19 protein-coding genes are annotated in these 21,911 nt (G+C 59.9%); 11 read left to right on the top strand and 8 right to left on the bottom strand.

Annotated elements, in window-relative coordinates:
* Positions 1-279 precede the first annotated feature (279 nt).
* The 10 genes from JQ848_RS02120 (at position 280) to JQ848_RS02075 (ending at position 11,225) form a co-directional block, all read left to right on the top strand.
* Entirely contained in the window at positions 280-732 is a 453-nt protein-coding gene (locus JQ848_RS02120) for an Lrp/AsnC family transcriptional regulator (protein ID WP_010656665.1), read from the top strand.
* A gap of 168 nt (positions 733-900) precedes the next feature.
* Positions 901-2,583 (top strand): flavin monoamine oxidase family protein, encoded by a 1,683-nt coding sequence (locus JQ848_RS02115; protein WP_010656666.1) that lies wholly within the window; start codon positions 901-903, stop codon positions 2,581-2,583.
* Positions 2,584-2,680: 97 nt separating this feature from the next.
* Entirely contained in the window at positions 2,681-3,475 is a 795-nt protein-coding gene (locus JQ848_RS02110; protein WP_003444520.1) for a carbon-nitrogen hydrolase family protein, read from the top strand.
* A gap of 48 nt (positions 3,476-3,523) precedes the next feature.
* A complete protein-coding gene (pqqF, locus tag JQ848_RS02105; RefSeq protein ID WP_202210226.1) occupies positions 3,524-5,971 on the top strand; it encodes a pyrroloquinoline quinone biosynthesis protein PqqF in 2,448 nt (815 codons plus the stop codon).
* 151 nt (positions 5,972-6,122) lie between these two features.
* Positions 6,123-6,197, top strand: coding sequence for a pyrroloquinoline quinone precursor peptide PqqA (gene pqqA, locus JQ848_RS02100; protein WP_003444522.1), 75 nt, complete (start codon positions 6,123-6,125; stop codon positions 6,195-6,197).
* Positions 6,198-6,294: 97 nt separating this feature from the next.
* Positions 6,295-7,206 carry a pyrroloquinoline quinone biosynthesis protein PqqB gene (pqqB, locus tag JQ848_RS02095; RefSeq protein ID WP_004419441.1) on the top strand — a complete coding sequence of 304 codons (912 nt, stop codon included), beginning with the start codon at positions 6,295-6,297 and terminating at the stop codon, positions 7,204-7,206.
* Between the two features lie 64 nt (positions 7,207-7,270).
* On the top strand, positions 7,271-8,023 hold the full coding sequence (gene pqqC, locus JQ848_RS02090; RefSeq protein ID WP_004419443.1) for a pyrroloquinoline-quinone synthase PqqC: 753 nt from the start codon (positions 7,271-7,273) through the stop codon (positions 8,021-8,023).
* Positions 8,020-8,295 (top strand): pyrroloquinoline quinone biosynthesis peptide chaperone PqqD, encoded by a 276-nt coding sequence (pqqD, locus tag JQ848_RS02085; RefSeq protein ID WP_004419445.1) that lies wholly within the window; start codon positions 8,020-8,022, stop codon positions 8,293-8,295. The genes pqqC and pqqD overlap by 4 nt, the downstream gene beginning before the upstream one ends.
* Positions 8,288-9,433 carry a pyrroloquinoline quinone biosynthesis protein PqqE gene (pqqE, locus tag JQ848_RS02080; RefSeq protein ID WP_004419448.1) on the top strand — a complete coding sequence of 382 codons (1,146 nt, stop codon included), beginning with the start codon at positions 8,288-8,290 and terminating at the stop codon, positions 9,431-9,433. Before pqqD ends, pqqE begins: the two co-directional genes overlap by 8 nt.
* Complete coding sequence (locus JQ848_RS02075; protein WP_202210225.1) at positions 9,399-11,225, top strand: S9 family peptidase; 1,827 nt, start codon at positions 9,399-9,401, stop codon at positions 11,223-11,225. Before pqqE ends, JQ848_RS02075 begins: the two co-directional genes overlap by 35 nt.
* An 83-nt stretch (positions 11,226-11,308) precedes the next feature.
* Here JQ848_RS02075 and JQ848_RS02070 read toward each other — a convergent pair whose 3' ends face one another.
* The gene (locus JQ848_RS02070; protein ID WP_004419451.1) at positions 11,309-11,467 is read right to left on the bottom strand and encodes a YqaE/Pmp3 family membrane protein; all 159 of its coding nucleotides are present in this window, start codon (positions 11,465-11,467) and stop codon (positions 11,309-11,311) included.
* 173 nt (positions 11,468-11,640) lie between these two features.
* On the bottom strand, positions 11,641-12,915 hold the full coding sequence (locus JQ848_RS02065) for an aspartate aminotransferase family protein (RefSeq protein ID WP_010656669.1): 1,275 nt from the start codon (positions 12,913-12,915) through the stop codon (positions 11,641-11,643).
* A gap of 228 nt (positions 12,916-13,143) precedes the next feature.
* On the opposite strand from JQ848_RS02065, the gene JQ848_RS02060 reads away from it, so the two are divergent.
* Positions 13,144-14,046 carry a LysR family transcriptional regulator gene (locus tag JQ848_RS02060; RefSeq protein ID WP_004419455.1) on the top strand — a complete coding sequence of 301 codons (903 nt, stop codon included), beginning with the start codon at positions 13,144-13,146 and terminating at the stop codon, positions 14,044-14,046.
* 342 nt (positions 14,047-14,388) lie between these two features.
* On the opposite strand, the gene JQ848_RS02055 is transcribed toward JQ848_RS02060, so the two are convergent.
* From JQ848_RS02055 to bioF, 6 genes are all read right to left on the bottom strand, one after another.
* Positions 14,389-16,167: an acyl-CoA dehydrogenase C-terminal domain-containing protein gene (locus JQ848_RS02055; RefSeq protein WP_010656670.1), complete on the bottom strand. Its 1,779-nt coding sequence runs from the start codon at positions 16,165-16,167 to the stop codon at positions 14,389-14,391.
* Between the two features lie 269 nt (positions 16,168-16,436).
* The gene (locus JQ848_RS02050; protein WP_004419459.1) at positions 16,437-18,242 is read right to left on the bottom strand and encodes a phenylacyl-CoA dehydrogenase; all 1,806 of its coding nucleotides are present in this window, start codon (positions 18,240-18,242) and stop codon (positions 16,437-16,439) included.
* A 284-nt stretch (positions 18,243-18,526) separates the two neighbouring features.
* The gene (gene bioD, locus JQ848_RS02045; protein ID WP_127196508.1) at positions 18,527-19,207 is read right to left on the bottom strand and encodes a dethiobiotin synthase; all 681 of its coding nucleotides are present in this window, start codon (positions 19,205-19,207) and stop codon (positions 18,527-18,529) included.
* Positions 19,204-20,016, bottom strand: a complete 813-nt coding sequence (gene bioC / locus JQ848_RS02040; protein ID WP_004419463.1) for a malonyl-ACP O-methyltransferase BioC — start codon at positions 20,014-20,016, stop codon at positions 19,204-19,206. Before bioC ends, bioD begins: the two co-directional genes overlap by 4 nt.
* The gene (locus JQ848_RS02035; protein WP_004419465.1) at positions 20,009-20,740 is read right to left on the bottom strand and encodes an alpha/beta fold hydrolase; all 732 of its coding nucleotides are present in this window, start codon (positions 20,738-20,740) and stop codon (positions 20,009-20,011) included. The genes bioC and JQ848_RS02035 overlap by 8 nt, the downstream gene beginning before the upstream one ends.
* Positions 20,733-21,905 (bottom strand): 8-amino-7-oxononanoate synthase, encoded by a 1,173-nt coding sequence (bioF, locus tag JQ848_RS02030; RefSeq protein WP_160626636.1) that lies wholly within the window; start codon positions 21,903-21,905, stop codon positions 20,733-20,735. Before bioF ends, JQ848_RS02035 begins: the two co-directional genes overlap by 8 nt.
* Positions 21,906-21,911 lie beyond the last annotated feature (6 nt).

Genomic DNA, 21,911 nt, shown 5'->3' with positions numbered 1-21,911 from the left:
TCATGAGCTGTCATTTAATTTCCAATCTTGTGACTCATAATCCCTTGGTCGTAGGTTCGAGTCCTACTGGGCCCACCATACTCAAAGCCGCGCACTGCGCGGCTTTCGTGTTTCTGGCTCCAGCGCAGCAGCGCTGGCTCGCCTGCGGCCGACACTTCTTCCGCCATCTGAAAGTCCCGGGCGCTTAAAACAACAGGCTGATCTATGGCGCCTGCAACCACGAGCCGTCAGGCCATGTACCATGACCACCCGCGTCACCAATGCCACAGGAGCCCTCCCTTGTCTGATGCCCACCCGCCCGCGCTGGATGAAACCGACCGCCAATTGATCGGGGCCCTGCAACTCAATGCCCGCGAAAGCGTGGCAATGCTGGCTCGCCAGCTGGGGATCGCGCGCACCACGGTGACCTCGCGGCTGGCACGACTGGAGAAAACCGGAGTGATTACCGGCTATGGCGTTCGCCTGGGCCAGCGGCTGATTGATGGCGGACTGCAGGCCTATGTGGGCATCACCGTGCAGCCGCGCGCGGGCAAAGAGGTGGTCAGACGCCTGAGCGCCATGGCTCAGGTCCAGCAACTGTGTGCAGTCAGTGGCGAGTTCGATTATGTGGCCTGGCTTCGCAGCGACTCTCCCGAGCAGCTGGATCAATTGCTGGATCAGATTGGCAATGTCGAAGGTGTTGAAAAAACCACCACCTCGATCATTCTCAGCAGCAAAGTCGACCGCGGGTAACTTTTTAACCGTCCTACACAACAATATGCAGTCCATATTCGTCACATTGACCAATAAACAGTCATAACGACGACACATTGCGCCTTATTAACGTGTTCTGCGCTCCCTATCATGGTGCCTGTCTTTTCCTATACTCAGCGTTAAACGCGGGTCGCCAGCAGGTCAGCCATGAACAAGAATAATCGCCACCCCATCGACGGAAAAAAACCCATCACCATCTTCGGCCCGGACTTTCCGTTTGCCTTTGATGACTGGATTGAACACCCGGCAGGCCTGGGCAGTATCCCGGCCGACAAGCTGGGGACCGAAGTCGCGATCGTCGGCGCCGGCATGGCCGGAATGGTAGCGGCATACGAGCTGATGAAGCTGGGCCTCAAACCCGTAGTGTATGAAGCCTCAAAGATGGGTGGACGCCTGCGCTCGCAGGCCTTCGAAGGCAGTGAAGGGGTGATCGCCGAGCTGGGCGGCATGCGTTTCCCGGTGTCCTCGACCGCGTTTTACCACTACGTCGACAAGCTGGGACTGGAAACCAAACCGTTCCCCAACCCATTGACGCCCGCGTCGGGCAGCACCGTTATCGACCTCGAAGGCCAGACTTTCTACGCACAGAAAATGGCGGACTTGCCTGCACTGTTCCAGGAAGTCGCCGACGCCTGGGCCGATGCCCTTGAGTCAGGTTCGCGCTTTGGTGATATTCAGCAAGCCATCCGCGACCGTGACGTACCTCGCCTCAAAGAGCTGTGGAACACTCTGGTTCCGCTGTGGGACGACCGCACGTTCTACGACTTTGTCGCCACGTCAAAAGCCTTCGCCAAACTGTCGTTCCAGCACCGTGAGGTATTTGGCCAGGTCGGCTTTGGCACCGGCGGATGGGACTCCGACTTCCCGAATTCGATGCTCGAGATCTTTCGTGTCGTGATGACCAACTGTGACGACCATCAACACCTGGTGGTTGGCGGAGTTGAGCAAGTCCCGCTGGGCATCTGGCGTCATGCACCCGAGCGCTGCGCCCACTGGCCCGAGGGCACCAGCCTCAGCTCTTTGCACAACGGTGCCCCGCGCACCGGGGTCAAAGCCATCTCCCGCGCCTCTGACGGACAGTTCTGCGTCACCGACAACCTCGGTGTAGTGCGCTCCCATGCAGCCATTTTGATCACCTGCCAAAGCTGGCTGCTGACCACCCAGATCGAATGCGAAGAATCGCTGTTCTCGCAAAAAGTGTGGATGGCCCTGGACCGCACACGCTACATGCAGTCCTCGAAAACTTTTGTCATGGTCGACCGCCCGTTCTGGAAAGACAAAGACCCGGAGACCGGCCGCGACCTGATGAGCATGACCCTCACCGATCGCCTGACCCGTGGCACCTACCTGTTTGATAACGGCGACAACAAGCCGGGGGTCATCTGCCTGTCGTATTCGTGGATGAGCGATGCACTGAAAATGCTGCCACACCCCGTAGAAAAGCGCGTGAAACTGGCGCTCGACTCGCTGAAGAAAATCTACCCCAAGGTGGATATCGCCAGCCGCATCATTGGTGACCCGATCACCGTGTCCTGGGAAGCCGATCCGCACTTCCTTGGCGCCTTCAAAGGGGCGCTGCCAGGGCACTATCGCTACAACCAGCGCATGTATGCACACTTCATGCAGCAGGATTTACCCGACGAGCAGCGCGGAATCTTCATTGCCGGCGATGATGTGTCCTGGACACCGGCCTGGGTGGAAGGCGCGGTGCAGACCTCATTGAATGCGGTATGGGGCATCATGACCCACTTCGGCGGCAGCACCCATGCCGAGAACCCGGGGCCAGGCGATGTATTCCATGAAATCGGCCCGATCGCCCTTCCGGACTGAACACCGCCGTGATACTTCCATAACCCTTGAGTCTGGCTGACCCAAGGGTTATGGAAGTCACCGCCACAAACAGTCAGCACTTACACCGGAGAACCCCATGCGCGTCGCCCTTTATCAATGCCCGCCCCTGCCGCTGGATGTCGCGGGCAACCTGCAGCGCTTAGGCAATATCGCGCGGCAATCCAAAGATGTCGACTTGCTGGTGCTGCCCGAAATGTTCCTCACGGGCTACAACATCGGCGCCAGGGCCGTGGCCGAACTCGCACAGACCCACGACGGCGACGCTGCGCAGCAAATTGCCGAGCTGGCCAAAACCACCAACAAGGCGATCGTGTACGGCTACCCCGAGCGCGGCGCCGACGGGCACATCTATAACAGCGTGCAGTTGATCGATGCCCATGGCAAAAGCCTGTGCAACTACCGCAAGACCCATCTGTTCGGTGAACTCGATCACTCCATGTTCAGCCAGGGTCCCGATGCGTTCCCGGTTGTCGAGCTCAATGGCTGGAAGCTCGGCCTGCTGATTTGCTACGACCTGGAGTTCCCGGAAAATGCCCGGCGTCTGGCCCTGGCCGGTGCAGAACTGATTGTGGTGCCCACTGCCAACATGGTGCCCTACGACTTTATCGCCGATGTCACCGTGCGCTGCCGCGCCTTCGAAAACCAGTGCTTCGTGGCTTACGCCAACTATTGCGGGCATGAAGGAAATATCCATTACTGTGGTCAAAGCAGTATCGCCGCCCCCAACGGCCGGCAGGTTGCCCTGGCCAAACAGGACGAAACCTTGATTGCCGCGACCCTGGAACACCCGCAACTGCTGGCTGCCAAAACCGCCAATTCCTACCTCGCCGATCGCCGCCCAGAACTTTACAACGAGCTGACCAAGCGCTAATTGCCCGTAATCCGCTAGCATGAGCGCTTCTCTGTTCCGGAAGTGCCCATGCCTGCGCTGAACCACCCTCACACCCAACGCTCGACCCTGAACAACGGTCTGAGTCTTTCTGTACGCCATGAGCCGCGCCTCAAGCGTTGCGCGGCCGTATTGCGCGTTGCCGCAGGCAGTCACGATGTGCCCGCCGCCTGGCCCGGCCTCGCGCATTTTCTGGAGCACTTGCTGTTCCTCGGCACGGAGCGCTTCCCGGCACAAGACAACCTCATGGCCTACGTGCAACGCCATGGCGGCCAAGTGAATGCCAGAACCAGCGAGCGTCACACCGACTTCTTCTTTGAGCTGTCCGCCGATACCTTTGCCGGCGGTGTTGAGCGCTTGTGCGACATGCTCGCGCATCCGCGCATGAATCTGGATGAGCAACTGCGCGAACGCGAAGTACTGCATGCCGAATTTATCGCCTGGGCTCGTGAGCCCTCGGCACAGCACCAGCTAAAACTGCTGCAACCCCTTAATCCGGCACATCCGCTCAGGGCTTTCCATGCCGGTAACCGTTACAGCCTGCCAATACCTCGCCAGAGTTTTCAGCAGGCGCTGCAGGACTTTTACCAAGCGTTCTATCAAACCGGGCAAATGAGCCTCAGCCTGACGGGGCCGCTATCCGTAGATCAACTGACCGCACTGGCTGAACACAGCTGCGCCGAACTACGACGCGCAGAAACCGTTGTACAGAGTGCGCCCCCCCGATTGATGACTGATGCCGGGCCGGGCTATCAACACATCGACGGCCAGCACCTGAACCTGATGTTCGCCTTCGAGCAGCTGCCGCCCGCCTCCAGACAGGCCCTGGACTTTCTGTGCCACTGGATCAATGCCGATAAACCCGACGGCCTGGTGGCCCGGCTATGCCAGCAGCAACTGATCACTAACCTGAAAGCTGCGGTGCTGTATCAGTTCAAGGGGCAGGCCCTGTTGCAAATCGAGTTCAGCGCAGCTGCCGAGATCACTCAGACCGCAACACAGATAAGCGAGATGTTCTACGACTGGCTGGCGTTCTTCAGCACTCAACAAGACTGGCCCGCTCTGCGGGAGGAGTTTCGTTTACTGCAACAGCGTCAGATGGAAGTTTGTGGCGCAATGGAATTGGCCCGCCTGGACTGCGAGCAAGCTGAGGGGCCGTTGTCGGATCAAGCCGTGGCGGCCCTTAAAGCCATACTGGGGCAGATGCAGCCCGTGCCGGTCTCGACCTGCCGGTACACCTGGCAATTGCCGGCGGCCAATCCATTTTTACGCGCACCAAAAGAGCCAGTCAGTGCCGGCCTGATTCGCGGGCAAACCAGTGCTCACCGTGGCTTGCGCACCTTTGCTCAGGACCGTTTGCGCAGCCGTCGCGATATGTCCGCGATGAACTTCAGTTCGGCGGTGCCTGCCCATAACGGCGAAGCAGCGATTTACCTGCGCTGGCGCTTGCACGCAACACCTGCAGACGGCGTGCTGTCAGGCCTGGAAAACAGCCTGCGCCCACTGCAGCAAGATGCCCGTGCGGCCGGTGTCGAACTGTCGTTCAGCCCTTGCGGCAATGACTGGCTGCTGAAACTGCAGGGCATTCAGATGCCCATGCCCGCCATTCTCGAACACGCTCTGCGCGCACTGGCTACGCCCTCGACCGGGCCATTGACTAACGCCCCCCCTGCCAGGCCATTGATACCCGTTCGCCAATTGCTCAAGCGCCTGCCAGAGGTCTGCCAGCCTGGTAGCGAGTATGTGGCCGGCGATCTGCAGCAGTGCTGGGCCACGGCGCAGTGGGACGGGCTGGCTGTCGGTTTGCCCGCCGCCACCCAGTCGCTGATCACAGCGGCACTGGCCAGAGTTCCCGGCACCCCGGATGCGCAGATCAGGCAGGAGCCCGAATCTGCAAACCGGCACTTCTGGCACACCGAACCCTGCGATTCCAGCGAACAGGCCCTGCTACTATTTTGTCCTGCGCCAGTGGGCAATCTCGGCGCTGAAGCGGCCTGGCGCCTGCTGGCCCATATCGCCCAAACCCCGTTCTATCAACGGCTAAGGGGCGAGCTGCAATTGGGCTACGCGGTATTCAGTGGTTTGCGCCAAATCAATGGCCAGACCGGCCTGCTGTTCGGCGTGCAATCACCCCACGCCTCAACGGCTGAAATCTTCGGGCACATCCGGACCTTTCTCGCCGATTTGCCGCAATTGGTCAGCTCGCTGGATGAAACTTCTTTCACCCAGGCTCGTGATGCCTTGGCACGGCAATTCTCGACCGAGGCCCTGGGCGCGCTCCAGGCCGCTGAGCTGTTGTGGCAAGCCAAACTGGCAGGCCACCCGTCGGATTACCTCGAGGCCCTCTACGCCGCGCTTCTGGCGCTGGAACCAGGCACTACACTGAAAGCGGCACAGCACATTGCCCAGGCTGATATCGGCTACTTGTGCCTCGCAACACACACTGCAACTGAAACGTTTTATCAGGGGAGAAGCTGATCGTTACCATCTGTGTAACGAGCTTTTTCCGACATTGGTCGTTCAAGAACGGTCTGATTTAGTAACATGATCGCCTAAGCACAGGAACGACTCCCTCGGGAGCCGGACTAACGTTAGAGACCCCACCCACTACCGCTGAAGGAGTTACCTCATGGCTTGGACAAAACCTGCTTACACTGATCTGCGTATTGGCTTCGAAGTCACCATGTATTTCGCTAGCCGTTGATCTGCGCTGCTTCTGTGCACAACAGAGCTGAGCAGAGCAACCCAACGCCTCGGTTCGCCGGGGCGTTTTTATTTTCAGAATTGCAAGAGAGCATGCCATGTTTGTCCAGATTCTAGGTTCCGCCGCTGGCGGCGGCTTCCCGCAGTGGAACTGTAACTGCGTCAACTGTGCGGGTTTTCGCGATGGCACACTGAACGCCAAGGCCCGAACCCAGTCCTCGATTGCAATCTCCGATGACGGCGTGAACTGGGTTCTGTGCAACACGTCACCCGACATTCGTGCGCAACTGCAAAGTTTTGCCCCCATGCAGCCAGGCCGCGCCCTGCGTGACACGGGGATCAGCGCCATTGTTCTGATGGACAGCCAGATTGACCACACCACAGGCCTGCTGAGCCTGCGCGAAGGCTGCCCCCATGACGTGTGGTGCACCGACATGGTTCATGAAGACCTGAGCACCGGCTTCCCGTTATTCACCATGCTCAAGCACTGGAACGGCGGTCTCAACTGGCACCGCATCGAGCTTGAAGGCACGTTCACCATCCCGGCCTGCCCGAACCTGCGCTTCAGTCCACTGCCCTTGCGCAGTGCTGCGCCGCCCTATTCTGCGCATCGCTTCGACCCGCACCCCGGCGACAACATCGGCCTGATCGTCGAAGACCTGCGCACCGGCGGCAAACTGTTCTACGCCCCGGGGCTGGGCAAGGTCGACGGGCCATTGCTGGACATCATGGCCGGCAGCGACTGCCTGCTGGTGGACGGCACGCTGTGGGACGACGACGAAATGCAGCGCCGTGGCGTCGGCACCCGTACCGGTCGTGAAATGGGCCATCTGGCACAAAACGGCCCCGGTGGCATGCTCGAAGTGCTTGAGCAATTGCCCGGGCAGCGCAAAGTCCTGATCCACATTAACAACACCAACCCGATCCTCGACGAAGACTCTGCCGAACGTGCCGAACTGGCCCGCCGGGGGGTTGAAGTGGCCTTTGACGGCATGAGTATCGAGCTCTGACCCGCAAAACCCTGTAGTCGCAGCCAGCGGCAGCGACTGCAAAAACATATTTTCTGGAGGCACCATGACCCACGCCCCTCTCAGCACCACCGAATTCGAAGCCGCCCTGCGGGCCAAGGGCGCCTATTACCACATCTATCACCCTTATCAGGTGGCGATGTACGAAGGCCGCGCGACCCGCGAGCAGATTCAGGGCTGGGTCGCCAACCGCTTCTACTATCAGGTGAATATCCCGCTCAAGGACGCCGCGATTCTGGCCAACTGCCCCGACCGGGAAGTACGCCGCGAGTGGATTCAGCGCATGCTCGACCACGACGGCGCCCCCGGCGAAGACGGCGGTATCGAAGCCTGGCTGCGGCTGGGCCAGGCAGTAGGGCTGGACCCGGAGCAACTGCGTTCCCAGGAACTGGTCCTGCCCGGCGTTCGCTTTGCCGTGGATGCCTATGTCAATTTCGCCCGCCGCGCCAGCTGGGAAGAAGCCGCCAGCAGCTCCCTGACCGAGATGTTCGCGCCGCAGATCCACCAGTCACGGCTCGACAGCTGGCCGCAGCACTACCCCTGGATCGATCCTGCCGGCTACGAGTACTTCCGCACCCGCCTGGGCCAGGCCCGGCGCGATGTGGAACATGGGCTGGCGATTACCTTGCAGCACTACACCACTTACCAGGGTCAGCAACGCATGCTGGAGATTCTGCAGTTCAAACTGGACATTCTCTGGAGCATGCTCGATGCCATGACCATGGCCTACGAGCTGGACCGCCCGCCCTATCACAGCGTGACCGACCAACGGGTCTGGCACAAAGGAATCACCCTATGAGCTTCGATCGCAGCAAAATCCCGACCTGGCGCCAGGGCTATCGCTTTCAATACGAGCCCGCGCAAAAAGGCCATGTGCTGCTGTACCCCGAAGGCATGATCAAACTCAACGACAGCGCGGCATTGATCGGTGGCCTGATAGATGGCCAGCGTGACGTAGCCGCCATTATTGGTGAACTGGACCAACAGTTCCCCGGCGTACCCGAGCTCGGCGCAGACATCGAGCAATTTATGGAGGTCGCTCGTGCAGAGCACTGGATCGAACTTGCCTGACAGCCGTATCCCGCCCAAACCGGAAATCGGCCTGCCGCTCTGGCTGCTGGCCGAATTGACCTACCGCTGCCCGCTGCAATGCCCCTATTGCTCCAACCCGCTGGACTTCGCCCAGCAGGGCAAAGAGCTAAGCACCGAGCAATGGTTCAAGGTGTTCCGTGAAGCCCGGGAAATGGGCGCCGCCCAGCTCGGTTTTTCAGGGGGCGAACCGCTGGTGCGTCAGGACCTCGCCGAGCTGATCGCCGAAGCCCGCAAGCTGGGCTTCTACACCAACCTGATCACTTCCGGCATCGGCCTCACCGAGCAGAAAATCAGCGACTTCAAAAAGGCCGGCCTGGACCATATCCAGATCAGTTTTCAGGCCAGTGACGAACAGGTGAACAACCTGCTGGCCGGTTCGAAAAAAGCCTTCGCGCAAAAACTTGAAATGGCCCGCGCCGTGAAGGCCCACGGCTACCCGATGGTGCTGAACTTCGTCACCCATCGGCACAATATCGACAAGATCGATCGCATTATCGAGCTGTGCATCGCCCTTGAGGCCGACTTCGTCGAGCTTGCCACCTGCCAGTTCTACGGCTGGGCCCAGCTCAACCGGGTCGGACTGCTGCCGACCAAAGAACAGCTGGTGCGGGCGGAGCGCATCACCAATGAATACCGGGCCAAACTGGCCGCCGAAGGCCATCCCTGCAAACTGATTTTCGTCACCCCGGACTATTACGAAGAGCGACCCAAGGCCTGTATGAATGGCTGGGGCAGCATCTTTTTGACCGTGACACCTGACGGCACCGCCTTGCCGTGTCATGGTGCACGGCAGATGCCGGTCGAGTTCCCCAACGTACGCGACCACAGCATGCAACACATCTGGTATGACTCCTTCGGCTTCAATCGTTTTCGAGGCTATGACTGGATGCCCGAGCCTTGCCGCTCGTGCGACGAGAAGGAAAAGGACTTTGGCGGTTGTCGTTGCCAGGCCTTCATGCTCACGGGCGATGCCAGCAATGCGGACCCGGTTTGCAGCAAATCGCCACAACACGACTTGATTCTCAAGGCGCGCGAAGAAGCCGAGCACGCCACCCAGACCATCGAACAACTGGCGTTCCGAAATGATCGAAACTCACGTCTCATCGCAAAAGGCTGAACCTTTCAGTGCCGCACTCGCCGTAGCCGCCGGGGTCGATTTCGCAGAGCTGCGGGTCGGCCCAAAAGGGCTGTTCTGGAATGAGTACCGCCCCACCGACGCGGCCTGTCGCATCTGGCACTGGCGCGACGGCCAGGCACATTGCCTGACACCCGAGGGTTTCAGTGTTCGCAGCCGGGTCTACGAGTACGGCGGCGGCGCGTTCTGCCTGAGCGATAACGGGGTGGTGTTCGTCAACGAATCCGACCAGCAACTGTATCTGCAAACCCTGGATGACAAGGCCCCCCAGGCCCTGACCCGGGGCATTTGCCGCTATGGCGATGTGCAATACGCTGACGGGCACATACTGGCCGTCGAGGAAAATGTCGAAACCCATCGACTGGTGAGCATCAGCCTCAAGACCCTTGAGCGCCGGGTACTGGCTGAAGGCGCCGATTTCTACGCGGCGCCCGCCCTGAGCCCAGACGGTCAACGCCTGGCCTGGATCGAATGGAGCCGGCCGCATCAGCCGTGGACGTCGACCCGCCTGATGCTGGCGGAAGGCAACATCGATGGGCACTGGAATACCCCACGCTGCATCGCCGGAGATCTGCGCGAAGAGTCGCTGCAACAGCCGCGCTTCGACGAATACAGTCGCCTGTATTGCCTTACCGATCGCGCCGGCTTCTGGCAGCCCTGGGCACAATTTGCCGAAGGCCTGATACCTGCGCCAAGTGCCGCCGCCGATCACGCCCCGGCACCCTGGCAACTGGGCGCAAGTACCTGGCTGCCCCTGGGCGACAAGGCCTATCTGGCCAGCTGGACCGAGGCCGGTTTCGGACGCCTGGGCATCCATACGCCTGACGGCCATCTTGAAGATTACACCGCAGACTACAGCCGCTTTCGCTCCCTGGCGCTGGATGATGAGTTCATCTATTGCATTGCCGCATCACCGGTCAGCCCCTCGGCCGTCATTGCCATCCGCCGCCACGACAAACAGATCACCGTTTTGGCCGGTGGCATTGCGCCGCTCCCCCCCGGGCAAATCAGCCGGCCACATACCCTGCGCTACCCGTCCGGGGGCGGCGAAGCCCATGGCTTTTTCTACCCGGCAATGCACGGCGAAACCAAACCGCCATTGCTGGTGTTTGTTCACGGAGGCCCGACATCGGCCTGCTACCCGATGCTTGACCCGCGTATCCAGTACTGGACCCAACGCGGCTTTGCCGTCGCCGACCTGAACTATCGCGGCAGCAGTGGCTATGGCCGGGAATATCGCCAGGCCCTGCATCTGCAATGGGGTGAAGTGGATGTTGAAGACGCCTGCGCCGTGGTCAGCTACCTCGCGGCACAGGACTTGATCGATGGCGAACGCGCGTTTATTCGTGGCGGCAGCGCGGGTGGCTACACCACCTTGTGCGCGCTGGCATTCCACAATGTCTTCCGCGCGGGCGCCAGTCTGTACGGGGTCAGCGATCCGGTCGCCCTGGCACGCAGCACCCACAAGTTTGAGGGCGATTACCTCGACTGGCTGATCGGCGACCCGCAACGGGATGCCGAACGCTACGCGGCCCGCACCCCGTTACTGCACGCCAGCCAGATCCGCGTGCCGGTGATTTTCTTCCAGGGTGAGCTGGACGCCGTGGTGGTCCCGCAGCAGACCCGGGACATGCTCGAGGCGCTGCAAGACAACGGCATCCCGGCCCGGGCGCATTACTATCCCGATGAACACCACGGGTTTCGCAAGGCCAAAAACCAGGAACACGCACTGGAACAGGAATGGTTGTTTTATAGCGAGTTGCTGGCCAGATAACCCTTGGACTGCACACCACCTGCAGGAACGAGCTTGCTCGCTCCTGCAACGTCAGCGGCGCATCAGGAAGTTCCGGCCACAGGTTAGCGCTTGGCGATGATCCACACCGCGTGCACGATCCCAGGGATGTATCCGCACAAGGTCAGCAGAATATTCAGCCAGAATGCGCCGGCAAAACCCACTTGCATGAACACGCCAAGTGGAGGGAGCAAGATCGCAAAAATGATTTTAATAAGGTCCATGAGTTCAGCTCCCAATTAATAGCGGGCCCAATCGGGCCCTAGTTAATCGACTGCGCACGTGATTAAAAGGTTCAGTCGGCGCTCATCCGGGACAAAAAAACGCCCCGTGCCAAACAAAACTGGCACAGGGCGCGCGGTACACCGCGAGACGGTTCATTGAATTCTGTATGGCTCTAGGTTCTGCGGCACTGCAATTGTGCTGTCCGTACCCGGGCAAACGCCCGGGCCAGACGCAGCAGCATCTCATCGATGTTGCCTTTACTGACACACAGCGCAGGGGTGAAACGCAGACAGTCGGGCTGCGGAGCGCTGATCAGCAAACCTTCGTATAACGCCGCCTTTACCACTGCCTGCGCCGAATCATCCGACAGGGTCAGCCCCCAGAACATGCCCTGACCACGCAGTTCGCCCTGGGCATAACGGCTTGCCAGACGGGCCAGCCCCTCGCGCAAGTAGTGACCGGTGTCCCGCACCTGCTGCAAGAAACCCTTTTCCAGCAGCGTCTCAAGCACCGCACCACCGGCAGCGGTCATCAATGCATTGCCATGATGGGTGCCACCCAGCTCTCCCGGTTCCAGGCAACAGGCCTTGCCCCGCGCCAGTAACGCGGCCAATGGCACGCCGCCGCCCAGGCCTTTGCCCAGGGTTACGATGTCGGCACGTACGCCGTAGTTCTGTTCTGCCAGCAAGGTGCCACAGCGGCCCATACCGGTCTGGACTTCATCCAGAATCAGCAAGATGCCCAACTCGCGACACAGGCGTTCGACGCCCTTGAGGTAATGCCCGGTCGCCGGAATCACACCGGCATCGCTCTGTACCGGCTCCAGCATGATGGCCACGGTCTGCGCATCGACGGCGGCGTGCAGCGCCGGCAGGTCGTTGAACGGTACGTTGATAAAGCCCGGCAATTGCGGTTCAAAGCGATTATCAAAGGTGCCGCAGCCTGAAGCGGACATCGCGCCAAAGCTGCGACCGTGGCAACTTTGGGTGGCGGTAATAACTCGGTGGGCACCGCCACGATGCAACTGGCCCCACTTGCGCGCCAGTTTGATCGCGCCCTCGTTGGCCTCGGCTCCGGTATTGAGAAAATGCACCTGGTCACTGCCCGTGCTTGCGCACAAGCGCTCGGCCAGGCCCAACATGCCCGGATTGTAAAAGGCCGACCCGGGATTGATCAGTGCCTGCGCCTGGTCTGCCATCGCCTTGATCAATACGGCCGGGCTATGCCCCAGGCTATTGACTGCACCGCCCTGGTAAAAGTCCAGATAAGCACGGCTTTCACTGTCCCACAGCCACGACCCCTGGCCCCGCACAAAGACTTGAGCCGCGCGCTCCACGCTGGGCATCAGGCAGGCCCGGGACTGGCGGCTGTCATGAACTGACGGAACGGACTCAGCCTCCAGCAGGTGATGGCTGGATCGGGGGCGACGCAGGTTGAACAGGTTCATGCAGGCAGACCTTGTGCTCATAAGCAGATCCGATTTGCAACCGGAGTCTTGTGCATGGGTGACAACGCCACCGGCAAAACCTATTGCCTTTCCTATGCAAAAAACCTCGTGCAAATCAGTAATCTTCTGGCTCTCAGGCTCTACGGCCCTTGTGGAATGGGGGTAGACTAGGCGTCGTCGGGCCTTTGAGCCATTTCGTTTTTTAAGCATTTTCGATAAGCATTACTTATGGATTTCAAGCAACTGCGTTATTTCGTCGCGGTGTACGAAGAAGGCCATGTGGGCCGTGCTGCCGAGCGTTTGTCCATCTCGCAACCGGCGCTCTCGCAACAGATACGCCACCTGGAGCACAACCTCGACGTCAGCCTCTTTGAGCGCAGCAGTAAACGCCTGCTACCGACGCTCGCTGCGCATACCTTGTACAACCACGCCTTGCCACTACTCGATGGTCTGCAACGGGCCAAAGAGGCTCTAAGCAACTTCCAGGGCCAGGCCCTGCGCACCATTGCCATCGGCGTGCTGCAAACCGTGCATACCAGCCTGGTGCCGCAAATGCTCGAACGCGTGCGTCAGGCCCAGCCGCATCTGGTGGTGCAAATCTACGAACTGACCGGCATCGAGATTGAACGGCGCCTGCTCAATGGTTCCCTCGACATCGGGATCAGCTATCTGCCGCCACGTCAGCCGGGGCTGAACGGCATGTTGCTGTACGAAGACGAGTTGCAACTGGTAATTCCGGCTGACCATCCGTTACGCGAATTCAAGAAGGTGTCACTGACCCAGGCTGCCGAACTGCCGATGTTGCTGCTGGGGGAGGAGTTTCAGGTGCGGCAAATCTGGAAGAGCCAGCTCGCGAGCCTGGGCCGTCGGCCACAGGTTCAGGCTGAGCTGAACACCATGGCCGGAATTCTCGAAAGCCTGCCCCATACCAGGCTGGCGACCGTACTGCCGGGGCGCTCGCGCCAGGAACATGAAAATCAGGTACTGCTCTGGAAGCCCCTCAGTGAACCGCGGGTGCCGCTGAAGGTGGGGTTGGTGTGTCGCGATGTACAGCGCCAGCAAGCGACGCTCGAATTACTGCGCACATTGCTGGAAGACGTGAGGCATCCCAAGGATGCAGCGCTGTTGTAGTGCAAACCGGCTTGCAGCGGTGCAGCAAGGGCGGCCATCTGAACAAAAACGATGATGCCATCGCCGCCAGGCCGGCTCCCGCAGGACATCTATTGTCGGCCGGGGCCCAGCAAAATTCAGACGCACAAAAAAGAAAACCCCGCCTAGGCGGGGTTTTGCAGACTGTTTCCCTGACATCCTTTTCACTCCGCCTTCCTGGCAGAATCCTACGTGTCCCTGTTGTTGCTTTGAGCTTCCTGCTCTACGTCCCTGATAAGTAGATTACCCATGGATCCAATCTGGCGATATGGGCGAATGGCAGTACGCCATGTAAGCAAATGCTTACATGGCTCTGAAATGATTTCAGAAGTGCGCTTCATCCAGCAGGTAAAGCGACTCGCTACCAGCCTTGACCGAGGCGCTCAGCGAGTGAATACGTGGCAGCAAACGCGCGAAGTAGAAGCGTGCAGTGCCCAGTTTGCTGACATAAAAGGCTTCTTCGGACTCTTTGCCCAAAGCAGCCTTGGCCATCAATGCCCACATGTAGGCATAGGTCGTGTAACCAAAAACCTGCAGGTACTCGACCGATGCCGCGCCGATTTCATCGGGATTATTTTGCGAGCGGTCCAGAACCCAGGCCGTCAGTTGGTCAAGGGTGTCCAGAGCGGCCGCCAGGGGCTGGGTAAACTCGCTCAGGTCGCTGGATTGCGCTGCGATGAACTGGCGGATTTCATCGGCAAACATCCGGTAGTAAGCCCCGCGGTTGCCAACCACCTTGCGGCCCATCAGATCCAGCGCCTGAATGCCGTTAGTGCCTTCGTAGATCTGGGTGATACGCACATCGCGCACCAGTTGCTCCTGACCCCACTCACGAATATAGCCATGGCCGCCAAACACTTGCTGGCCATGCACGGTGGTTTCCAGCCCCAGATCGGTCAAAAAGGCCTTGGCCACAGGGGTCAGTAACGCCACCAGGGCATCGGCCCGTTCACGCGCCGCCGGATCTTCGCTGAACTTGGCAATATCCAGCTGATTGGCGACATAGGTGGAAAATGCACGTCCGCCTTCGTTGCAGGCTTTCATGGTCAGGAGCATGCGGCGTACGTCAGCATGAACGATGATCGGGTCAGCCACTTTGTCCTTGGCCTGAGCGCCGGTTGCAGCACGCCCTTGCAGGCGGTCGCGGGCGTATTCCACCGCGTTCTGATACGAGCGTTCGCCCGAGGCCAGGCCCTGAATACCGACGCCCAGACGCTCGTAGTTCATCATGGTGAACATCGCGGCCAATCCACGGTTGGGCTCGCCCACCAGATAACCCACGGCTTCGTCGAAGTTCATGACGCAGGTGGCTGAAGCCTGAATTCCCATTTTGTGTTCGATGGAACCACAGGTAACCGGGTTGCGCTCACCCAGGCTGCCATCGGCATGCACCATGAACTTGGGCACCAGAAACAGCGAAATGCCTTTGGGCCCCGCCGGAGCATCCGGCAGTTTGGCCAGGACCAGATGGATAATGTTTTCGGTGAGGTCGTGCTCGCCACCGGTGATGAAAATCTTGGTGCCACTGACTTTGTAGGAACCATCAGCCTGAGGCTCGGCCCTGGTGCGAATAATCCCCAGATCGGTACCGGCATGTGGCTCGGTGAGGCACATGGAGCCCGCCCACACCCCCGAATACATATTGGGCAGGTAAGTGGCTTTCAACTCTTCACTGGCGTGAGCGTTGATCGATACACAGGCCCCGGCCGTCAGCATGGGATACAGGCCGAAAGCCAGGCTGGAGGAGTTGATCATTTCTTCAACCTGGGCCGATACCGACTTGGGCATGCCCATTCCACCGAACTCGGGGGCGCCACCTACGCCGACCCAACCGCCTTCAGCGTAGGTCCTGTAGGCATCGACGAAACCGGCTGGCGTCGTGACTACGGTGTCTTTCCAGTGGCAGCCTTCTTCGTCGCCGCTGCGGCTCAACGGCGCGATGCTTTTGGCAGTTACTTTGCCCGCCTCCTCAAGAATGGCTTCAACAGTTTCAACATCGACGGTTTCTGCTAATGCAGGCAATTGCGCCCAAAGAGAGGCGACCTCGAAAACCTCATTGAGGACGAAGCGCATATCGCGCAGGGGCGCTTTGTAATCAGCCATGGCAAACCTCGTAATCTGTAAACGTTGGAGCCCGTAGGGCAATTGAAACCGGCACTCAGTCTAGCTTAACGACGATAGTGATACATAGGGTCAAGCTGTGACCAGACATAATATTTAAGTCATGCCCTGCAGGAGCGAGCTTGCTCGCGAGGCGTTTTTATAAAAAGCTCGCGAGCAAGCTCGCTCCTACAAGGGGGGATGTGGATGGCGCACAATAAAAAAGCCGCGTCCCCTGGGGAGAAGCGGCTTTTTCAGATGACTCGCCGGGCTTAGTAGCCCAGGTCGAAGTCTTCTTCTTTCATGTCCATCAGGTTGCCTGCGCCCGAAAGCATGGTGGCAACGTGGGTACGGGTACGCGGCAAGATGCGCTGGAAGTAGAAACGTGCCGTTTGCAACTTGGCTTTATAGAACGCTTCTTCGGACGTGCCCGCTGCCAGCTTTTCAGCCGCCAGACGCGCCATGTCAGCCCAGAAATACGCCAGGCAGGCATAACCGGAATACATCAGGTAGTCGACCGAGGCCGCACCCACTTCTTCGCGGTCTTTCATGGCGGCCATACCGACCTTCATGGTCAGCTCGCCCCATTCCTTGTTCAGTGCCGCCAAAGGTGTCACGAACTCCTGAACGGCTTCGTTACCTTCATTGGACTGGCAGAACTTGTGCACGATCTTGGTGAAGCCTTTGAGCGCTTCGCCTTGAGTCATCAGCACTTTACGGCCCAGCAGATCGAGTGCCTGGATACCGGTGGTGCCTTCGTACAGCATCGAAATGCGGCTGTCGCGAACGTTCTGCTCCATGCCCCACTCAGCGATGAAGCCGTGGCCGCCATAGATTTGTACGCCATGGTTGGCGGATTCAAAGCCGACTTCAGTCATGAACGCTTTAGCGATTGGAGTCATGAACGCCAACAACGCATCGGCTTTCTTTTTCTCGTCTTCATCAACGCCGTATTTCACGATGTCGACTTGCTTGGCGGTGAAGTAAACCATCGCGCGGTTGCCTTCGGCGAATGCCTTCATGGTCAACAGCATGCGACGTACATCCGGATGAACGATGATCGGGTCAGCAGCCTTTTCAGGTGCCTTGGGCCCGGTCAACGAACGCATTTGCAGGCGGTCGCGAGCGTACTTCAGGCCGCCCTGAAAACCGATCTCGGCGTGGGACAGACCCTGCAAGGCAGTGCCCAGACGGGCCGTGTTCATAAAGGTGAACATGCAGTTCAGGCCTTTGTTCGGCGGGCCGATCAGGAAACCTGTTGCACCGTCGAAGTTCATCACGCAGGTGGCGTTACCGTGGATCCCCATTTTGTGCTCAAGGGAGCCACAGGACACCGCGTTGCGCTCACCGAGGCTGCCATCGGCGTTAGCGTTGAACTTGGGCACGATAAACAGCGAAATACCTTTGGTACCCGCCGGTGCATCCGGCAGGCGCGCCAGAACGATATGGACGATGTTGTCGGCCATGTCGTGTTCGCCGGCCGAGATGAAAATCTTGGTCCCGGAGATTTTGTAGGAACCATCAGCCTGAGGTTCAGCCTTGGTCCGCAGCAGACCCAGGTCGGTACCGCAATGGGACTCGGTCAGGCACATGGTGCCGGTCCACTCGCCGGTAACCAGCTTGCTCAGGTAGGTATTCTGCTGCTCGGGAGTACCGTGCTCAGAGATGGTGTTCATCGCACCATGGGACAGGCCCGGGTACATGCCCCACGACCAGTTGGCCGCACCCACCATTTCGCTGACTGCCAGACCCAGAGACTCCGGCAGGCCCTGGCCGCCGTGTTCTACGTCGTGAGCCAGGCTAGGCCAGCCGCCTTCAACGAATTGTTTGTAGGCTTCTTTAAAGCCGGTAGGCGTTTTAACCCCGGATTCACTCCAGGTGCAGCCTTCGATGTCACCCACGCGGTTCAGCGGTGCCAGCACTTGCTCACAAAACTTGGCGCCTTCTTCAAGAATGGCGTCAACCATATCTGGAGTAGCGTCCTGGCAAGCCGGCAGGCTCTGATAATGCGCTTCGTAACCGAGCAGTTCGTCACGAACGAAGCGAATATCACGCAAGGGGGCCTTGTAGTCAGGCATAGCGATAAACCTCTGCTGATGAATCCGGGGATGAACAACCGCGTGAATTTGTTATAGCGGTCAAACAGTTGTTTGAAACATACGTTTACGCCCATTTATTGTCAAGCAGCGCTATGCCGCCGTTCGTCTTGGGCATGATCGATACCCTTTTATATCGGGCCCGGCAGCAAATTGTGGGAGCCGGCTTGCCGGCCATCGCTTCAGCGTATTGCCACAGGCGCACCCGTCCCCAGGATCGCTGGCAAGCCAGCGCCTGAAGGGAGCAGTCACATGGGGAACAGAGCTTAGTCCAGCAAATCCAGCTGCAGATGCTCGGCCACAGCCTGCGCCGAGGCGCTCTTGAGCTTTGGCACACGGCCCAGGCAGGGAGCCGGGAGACGCTCGGCCAGGGTGGCGAGGTTTTCTTCAAGGCGGGAGGTCTTCGGACCAATGATGTTGGCCACCCAACCGGCCAGTTGCAGGCCATCCCGGGCAATCGCCTCGGCCGTCAACAGGGCGTGGCTGATGCAACCCAGGCGTACGCCCACCACCAGAATCACCGGCAGATCCAGTGCCTGGGCCAGATCCGACAAACTGTCTTGCCCGGACAGCGGCACGCGCCAGCCTCCGGCGCCTTCAATCAGAGTGAAATCCGCCTGCCGGGCCAGAATCTGGCGCATGGGCGACAACAACGATTTCACCGTCAGCACCACCCCGACTTCGCGCGCAGCAATGTGCGGAGCGATGGCCGGTTCGAATGCCACGGGGTTGACCTCGTCATAGCTGAGCTTGATTGAACACTCCGCCATCAGTGCCAGCGCGTCGGCGTTACGCAAACCTTCAGGGGTGTTGTCACAGCCCGAAGCCACCGGCTTGCCCGCCGCCGTGCTCAATCCGGCCTCGCGTGCGGCATACAACAAACCTGCTGCGATCGTGGTTTTGCCAACGTCGGTGTCGGTGCCAGTAATGAAGTACCCAGGGCTCATCGCGCTTTCTCCAGAATCCCGTAGACCACCTGATAGGTTGCCGGTAGTCCCGCAGGTTGACGAAACTGCTCGTAGGCACCCACCAATCCCTGAAGCCGTGCCCTGCCGGTCAGTCCTTCGGGGCGACCGGGGTTGAGATTATGCGCCCCTAGAGCCTTCAGCTCATGGGTCAACTGGCGCACTTGCGGGTAGTGCAGCACATGCGCCTGATTGTGCAGGCCGAGTACAGCCAGGCCGCTACCGGCGCACAGCTGTTGATAGGTCTCGAATTCACGGAAGCGATTGACGTGAACCTGACCATCCACCGCCCGCCAGCTATCACGCAACTCGCGCAATGTACCCACGCACAAACTGGCAAAGGCAAACACGCCTCCGGGTTTGAGCACCCGGCGGGCTTCGCTGAGCACGGCATTGAAATCGGCACACCATTGCAACGCCAGGCTGGAAAAAATCAAGTCACAACTGCCGGACTGCAGCGGCAGGCTTTCGGCATCCCCTGCAATAAAATGCTGGGCACCGCCCTGGGGCCGGGCGAACGCCAGCATGCCCTGGGCGATATCCAGCGCCAGCCCCTCACTGTGAGCAAAACGCTGCCCCAGCACCCGGCTGAAATAGCCCGTGCCACTGCCCAGATCCAGCCACCGCTCAGGCTTGAGATCTGCCGGTAAGCGGCTGGCCAGTTCATGACCTACTGCACGCTGCAGTTCAGCCACGCTGTCGTAGCTGGCTGCCGCCCGGGAAAACGAAACGGCCACCTGACGCTTGTCCGGCAAGGGATTGGCGTGGGTTGCAACACTCAAATCAGTCATCGCCCGACTCATGTAAAAAACCCTGGATCGCCGCCGCCAATTCGTGGGGGGCTTCCAGCAGGAATGCATGACAGGCCTGTTCAATCAGACCCACTTCGACATCTGGTAACAGCGCCAGCACATCGCTTGCGGCCTGTACCGGCACCAAGCCGTCAAGCCCGGCGAACAAATGCAATTGCGGACCGTTGAACGCCTGCAAGGCACTGCGCGTATCGAGCTTGCCCAGTAATTCCAGACCTGCGAGCAGGATGTCCGGCTGCGCTTTGGGCGCGCCGCCCAACAGCTGGCTGGCCAATGCACGGGGCTCGGCCGAGCCCTGGCTGCATAACAGACAAAAGCGTTTCAGGGTGGTGTTGGGTGCTTCGCGAAAACCGCCAAGAAAGAGCTCGAAGGTAGCTGCCGGCATGCCACTGGGCCAGTCGTCACGGCTGACAAAGCTGGGGTTGCTGGCCAGGGTCACCAGCCCGCAACAACGCTCACCCCGACGGGCGGCCAGCTCCGTGGCAAGCATGCCGCCCAGCGACCAGCCGCCCAGCCAGACGTTGTCGGGCAGTGTTGCATCCAGCTCATCGAGCCAGTCTTGCAACGTGGTCGACGCCAGCACCGGCAGCGGTTCGATTTCAACCCGAAAGTGCTCGTCCAGGCCTCGCAACGCTGCGGCCAGGGGCTCCAGCGGTGAAACCCCAAGGCCCCAGCCCGGCAGCAAAATCAAACGGTCACGCATGGTCGGGCTCCAGCTTGCGCCAACAGTCAGCGAGTGCATTTAACAATAGCTGCACCTGCGCCTCTGTGTGAGCGGCCGACAACGTCACGCGCAATCGCGCACTGCCTGCCGGCACCGTTGGCGGACGAATCGCGGTCACCATCAATCCGCGTGTGCGCAGCATCTGTGACAGACGAATCGCCCGGCCACTGTCGCCAATCATGATCGGCTGGATCGGAGTAAAGCTGTCCATCAGTTGCAGGCCAATCTGCTCGGCACCACGGCGGAACTGACCAATCAATTGCTTGAGGTGTTCACGGCGCCAGTGTTCGGTGCACAACAGCTCGAGGCTTTTCAGCGTGGCACAGGCCAGCGCCGGTGGCTGGCTGGTGGTGTAGATGTAAGGCCGGGCGAACTGGATCAGACTTTCGATCAACTCTTCGCTGCCGGCCACAAACGCACCGCTGGTGCCAAATGCCTTGCCCAGGGTGCCGACCAGCACCGGAACATCGTCCGCGCTCAGGCCGAAGTGCTCGACAATCCCTCCGCCATTGGCGCCTAACGGGCCGAAACCATGGGCATCATCGACCATCAGCCATGCGCCTTTGGCCCTGGCCTGGCGGGCCAGGGCAGGCAGGTCAGCCAGATCACCGTCCATGCTGAACACGCCATCAGTCACCACCAGCGTATTACCGCAAGCCTTCTCCAGCCGCGCGGCCAGACTGAGCGCATCGTTATGCAGATAACGATTAAAACGCGCGCCGCTCAACAAACCGGCATCCAACAGCGAAGCGTGATTGAGACGGTCTTCCAGCACCGTATCGCCCTGCCCCACCAATGCCGTGACCGTGCCCAGATTGGCCATATAGCCATTACTGAACAACAGCGCCCGCGGGCGACCGGTGAACTCGGCCAGCGCCTCCTCCAGTTCGTGATGAGGTGTGCTGTGGCCGATCACCAGATGGGATGCCCCGCCGCCCACGCCCCAGCGCGAAGCCCCGGCCTGCCAGGCTTCGATGACCTGGGGATGATTGGCCAGACCGAGATAGTCGTTATTGCAAAAAGCCAGTAACGGCTGGCCGTCGACCACTACCTGTGGCCCTTGCGGGCTCTCAAGCAACGGGCGCTGGCGATACAAGTGGTCGGCCCGACGCGCGGCCAGGCGGGCGCTTAGATCAAAAGACATGCTGGC

The sequence above is a fragment of the Pseudomonas paraversuta genome, assembly GCF_904067025.1.
Lineage (GTDB): Bacteria > Pseudomonadota > Gammaproteobacteria > Pseudomonadales > Pseudomonadaceae > Aquipseudomonas > Aquipseudomonas paraversuta.
The sequence above is the reverse complement of the archived record's forward strand: the minus strand, read 5'-3'. Positions and strand labels throughout refer to the sequence as shown.